Here is a 3,357-nt window from a genome sequence, read left to right as displayed (position 1 = left end):
GGGTATGACGCGGGCTATCGGGGTGGCGAACTTCTATCCTGCCGTCCTCGCGGACCTCTGCGAGACGGTCGAAACGATCCCGGCGGTGAATCAGGTGGAGCTGCACCCGTTTTTTGCGCAGGAGGCGGCGCTTGAAAACATGAGGGCGTATGGGGTGCGTCCCCAGGCGTGGGGCCCTCTGGCGGAGGGAAAGCACGGTATCTTCACCCATTCGGCGCTTGCCGGGATCGGGGAGCGATACGGGAAGTCGCCCGCGCAGGTGGCGCTGCGCTGGAACGTTCAGCGCGGGGTCTCCGTCATCCCCAAGTCCGTCCGCAGGGAGCGCATGGAAGAGAACTTCGACATCTGGGATTTTGCCCTGACGGACGATGAGATGGCGGCGATCGCGAAGATGGGCCTGGGCCGCAGTGAGATCGTGGATCACGGCGACCCCGCTTTTGTGAGGATGCTTCACGGGGTGAAAATTCACGCGTGAGGCGGCCGGTAGAGGGCGCACCGGCTCGGAAGCCCTACTACATTAAAGATAACCTCTAAGTTGCAGGCAAGAGACGATTCACGCCCGTTTTACCGCATGCAAGACGGGCGTCTTCAAAAATGAAACGAGGGACTGTTTATGACGTTTCGTGACGGACAATACGACGTGTTCAAGATGTTCGACAAGCAATGGGCACTGGCGGCAGCGGGTACCCTGGAGGATTTTGACGGCTGCACCATCGGCTGGGGCAGCCTTGGCAGCCTCTGGGGATTAAGGAGCGACGGGCGGCTGATCGTGACGATCTACGTCAATCCTCTGCGATATACCAGCGAGTACCTGCTGAAAAACGATTGTTTCACCGTTTCTTTCTTTGAAGAAAAATATCGCAGGGATTTGTTGACGCTCGGAACCAAATCGAAACGGGATTGCGATAAATTTGCGATGACCTCGCTGACCCCGGAGAGGCACGGGCAGGGCGTCGTCTTCAGCGAGGCGAACCTGACCTTCATCTGCCGGAAGCTGTACTGGGAGCAGTTCAATCCGGACCACATCGACCCGGAGGTCGCGCGCGAGATCTACTCGGACCGCCCGCCGCACTATCAGTTCATCGGCGAGATTACGGAGGTCCTCGACAAGCGGTGAGGGGGCGAAAAATGTGTTTTTGAAATGTTCGCCGACCGCTCTGAGGGAATGGTGGCGGCCGAACGTGGAGGGCGTCCCTCGTGTCCGAAGGGGCCTGTGGAAAATGCGTGGAAGCCGGAACGGCTGGCTTTTGCTGCCGCTTCTGCTGATAGCTCTGCCGGGGCGCGCATGGCGGCCTGGCTCGGCTCCCGCGGGACCGGGGCCTTCGGGGAGAAAAGCTGCCTGCGGCCCGCGGCGGTCGTCATGCAGTATACGGGCCTGTCGGAGGTGACGGGGGACGAGCCGCCCACCTACAGCTGCGTGGGGACGGACGACGAGATCGCCTCCTACCGCACGATGCAGGAGCGGACACGCAGAATACGGGCTCGGGGAACGGATGCGGAGATCGAGGTGTTCGACGGTCTTCCCCACGGCTTTGGGCTGGGCGAGGGGACCGTCGCGGAGGGCTGGCTCAATCGTGCGGCGGCTTTCTGGGAGAAACAAATGCGTTGAGGATTTCGGCGGGGGGCGGGTGAATTAGGTGGGGAACACGGAGAGCCGAGGGAGCCAACGCGGAGGAACATAGGGCTTGTCTTGAGCCTTCGCCTGCTTCATCATCAGCTAGGTCAGGGGCATATTCCCACCTTCCCGTATAACGGTCTTCGTTCTTCTACGGTTTATTATACGGGTTCGCTCTGGCCCGATATGAATTTCCATGAATATCATAAGGGGTCAAACAAAGTAAAAACCCCTGAAGGATCAGGGGGGTGTGGTCCTGTGATATGCGGTGTTTGTTTGAACTGGCGGTCCCAGCGGGATTCGAACCCGCGTCGCAGCCTTGAAAGGGCTGTGTCCTAGGCCCCTGGACGATGGGACCGCTTTTGAAATTGGACTGGTGAGCCGTGTGGGACTTGAACCCACGACACCCGGATTAAAAGTCCGGATACGGGAAAAAGCATTGGGGGGACCACAAACCACTGCAAACACTGCATTGTTAAATTGTAGTCGATTGTATGGTCCGGTGTCGGAAAACGCTTGTTCTCCCCCCTGTCTCTCGTCGAGATTTCGGGCTTTCTCATGCAGAAGATCATCCGGTTGTTTTTGGCCTTCCGTCAGGCCGAGGGGCTGGCGAGGCGTACCCTGGAGGATTACCGCGCCCATCTGACGGCGTTCTCCGCGCGAATCCCCGAGGGGACGGAGGACTACAGGGCGGCCGTCCTCTCCTACCTGAGCGATGACATCAACCCCAACACCCACAACCTCCGTTTCGCGTACCTCAAGAAGTTCTTCAGCTGGTGCCTGGAGGAAGGCCTGCTCTCCTGTGCTCACCCCCTGGCGGGGCTAAAGAAGCGCCGTCCCGTGGGGCGTGTCGTGCACATCGAGACGGACACCCTGGCCGATCTCCTGAGGCTCCCGGACAGGCGGACCTTTACGGGGCTGCGGGACTACGCCCTGATCCTGTTCTCCCTGGACTGTGGGGCGCGGCCTGGAGAGAGCCTCCAGCTTCGGCCCGGGGACTTCGACCTGGCGGGCCTTCTGGTGACGATCCCCGCCCCTGCGGCCAAGACGAGGCAGGCCCGGACCGTCCCCATCACGGCGCAAACGGTGCTGGCGGTTCAGGCCCTCTTGGCCGCACGTCATCCGGAATGGGGAGACGCCCCGGTGTTCTGCTCGGAGGATGGGGGGGCGTATGGCGTGCGCTCCTGGGGGCATCGTTTGAAGGATTACGCGGCCCGGCTGGGGAAGACGATCACGCCGTATCATCTGCGGCACGCGGCGGCCCTGGGGATGCTCAGGCGGGGGATGAACGTCTTCGCGCTGCGGGACATGATGGGCCATGCCGACCTTTCGACGACGCAGAAGTACCTTGCCCTGACGCTCGACGACCTGAGAAAGGCCCACGCCGAGAGCAGCCTCGTCAACGAGGTGGCGCCCCGCCGCCACAGGGTGAGGAAGGTTTGAAGGGGAGCCCCCGCAAAGCAAAAAGGGCGTCCACCTTCCGGACACCCTTCGATATCGTGCCTCTTCGTCCTGCCGCCTGCGGTGCCCCGGAGCCTACTCCTCGTCCTCCAGGTCCTCCATCATCAGGTCGGCGATGGTCTTGACCTTGACGCCCCCGGACAGCTCCACGTCCTGCTTATCCCTCCAGCCGAAATTTTTCAGGGCGAAGATCGCTCCCGTGGGGCTGTGTCCCTGGAGCGCCTTTTCGTATTCCATCTCGATTCGGAGCTTGGCCCTTTTTACCGAGTCAGTAAACTCCG

Annotated in this window: 5 protein-coding genes and 1 tRNA gene; 4 read left to right on the top strand and 2 right to left on the bottom strand. The window is 61.2% G+C overall.

Features of this window, described 5'->3' with window-relative positions; translation table 11 throughout:
• The 3 genes from Q0176_RS04795 to Q0176_RS04785 form a co-directional block, all read left to right on the top strand.
• Positions 1-475, top strand: a 475-nt coding sequence (locus tag Q0176_RS04795; protein ID WP_299299759.1) for an aldo/keto reductase, incomplete at its 5' end; no start/stop codon positions are given.
• A gap of 138 nt (positions 476-613) precedes the next feature.
• Positions 614-1,117 carry a flavin reductase gene (locus tag Q0176_RS04790; protein WP_299299757.1) on the top strand — a complete coding sequence of 168 codons (504 nt, stop codon included), beginning with the start codon at positions 614-616 and terminating at the stop codon, positions 1,115-1,117.
• Between the two features lie 96 nt (positions 1,118-1,213).
• Positions 1,214-1,609: a hypothetical protein gene (locus Q0176_RS04785; protein ID WP_299299755.1), complete on the top strand. Its 396-nt coding sequence runs from the start codon at positions 1,214-1,216 to the stop codon at positions 1,607-1,609.
• 288 nt (positions 1,610-1,897) lie between these two features.
• Here Q0176_RS04785 and Q0176_RS04780 read toward each other — a convergent pair.
• Positions 1,898-1,973, bottom strand: a tRNA-Glu gene (locus Q0176_RS04780).
• 200 nt (positions 1,974-2,173) lie between these two features.
• Here Q0176_RS04780 and Q0176_RS04775 point away from each other — a divergent pair.
• The gene (locus Q0176_RS04775; RefSeq protein ID WP_299299753.1) at positions 2,174-3,058 is read left to right on the top strand and encodes a tyrosine-type recombinase/integrase; all 885 of its coding nucleotides are present in this window, start codon (positions 2,174-2,176) and stop codon (positions 3,056-3,058) included.
• A 93-nt stretch (positions 3,059-3,151) separates the two neighbouring features.
• On the opposite strand, the gene Q0176_RS04770 is transcribed toward Q0176_RS04775, so the two are convergent.
• Positions 3,152-3,357: hypothetical protein (locus Q0176_RS04770; RefSeq protein ID WP_299299751.1), on the bottom strand; the 206-nt coding region annotated here is incomplete at its 5' end.

The organism is uncultured Fretibacterium sp. (genome assembly GCF_938040765.1).
GTDB lineage: Bacteria > Synergistota > Synergistia > Synergistales > Aminobacteriaceae > CAJPSE01.
Note: the sequence above shows the minus strand (reverse complement) of the source record. Positions and strands in the feature narration are given on the sequence as shown.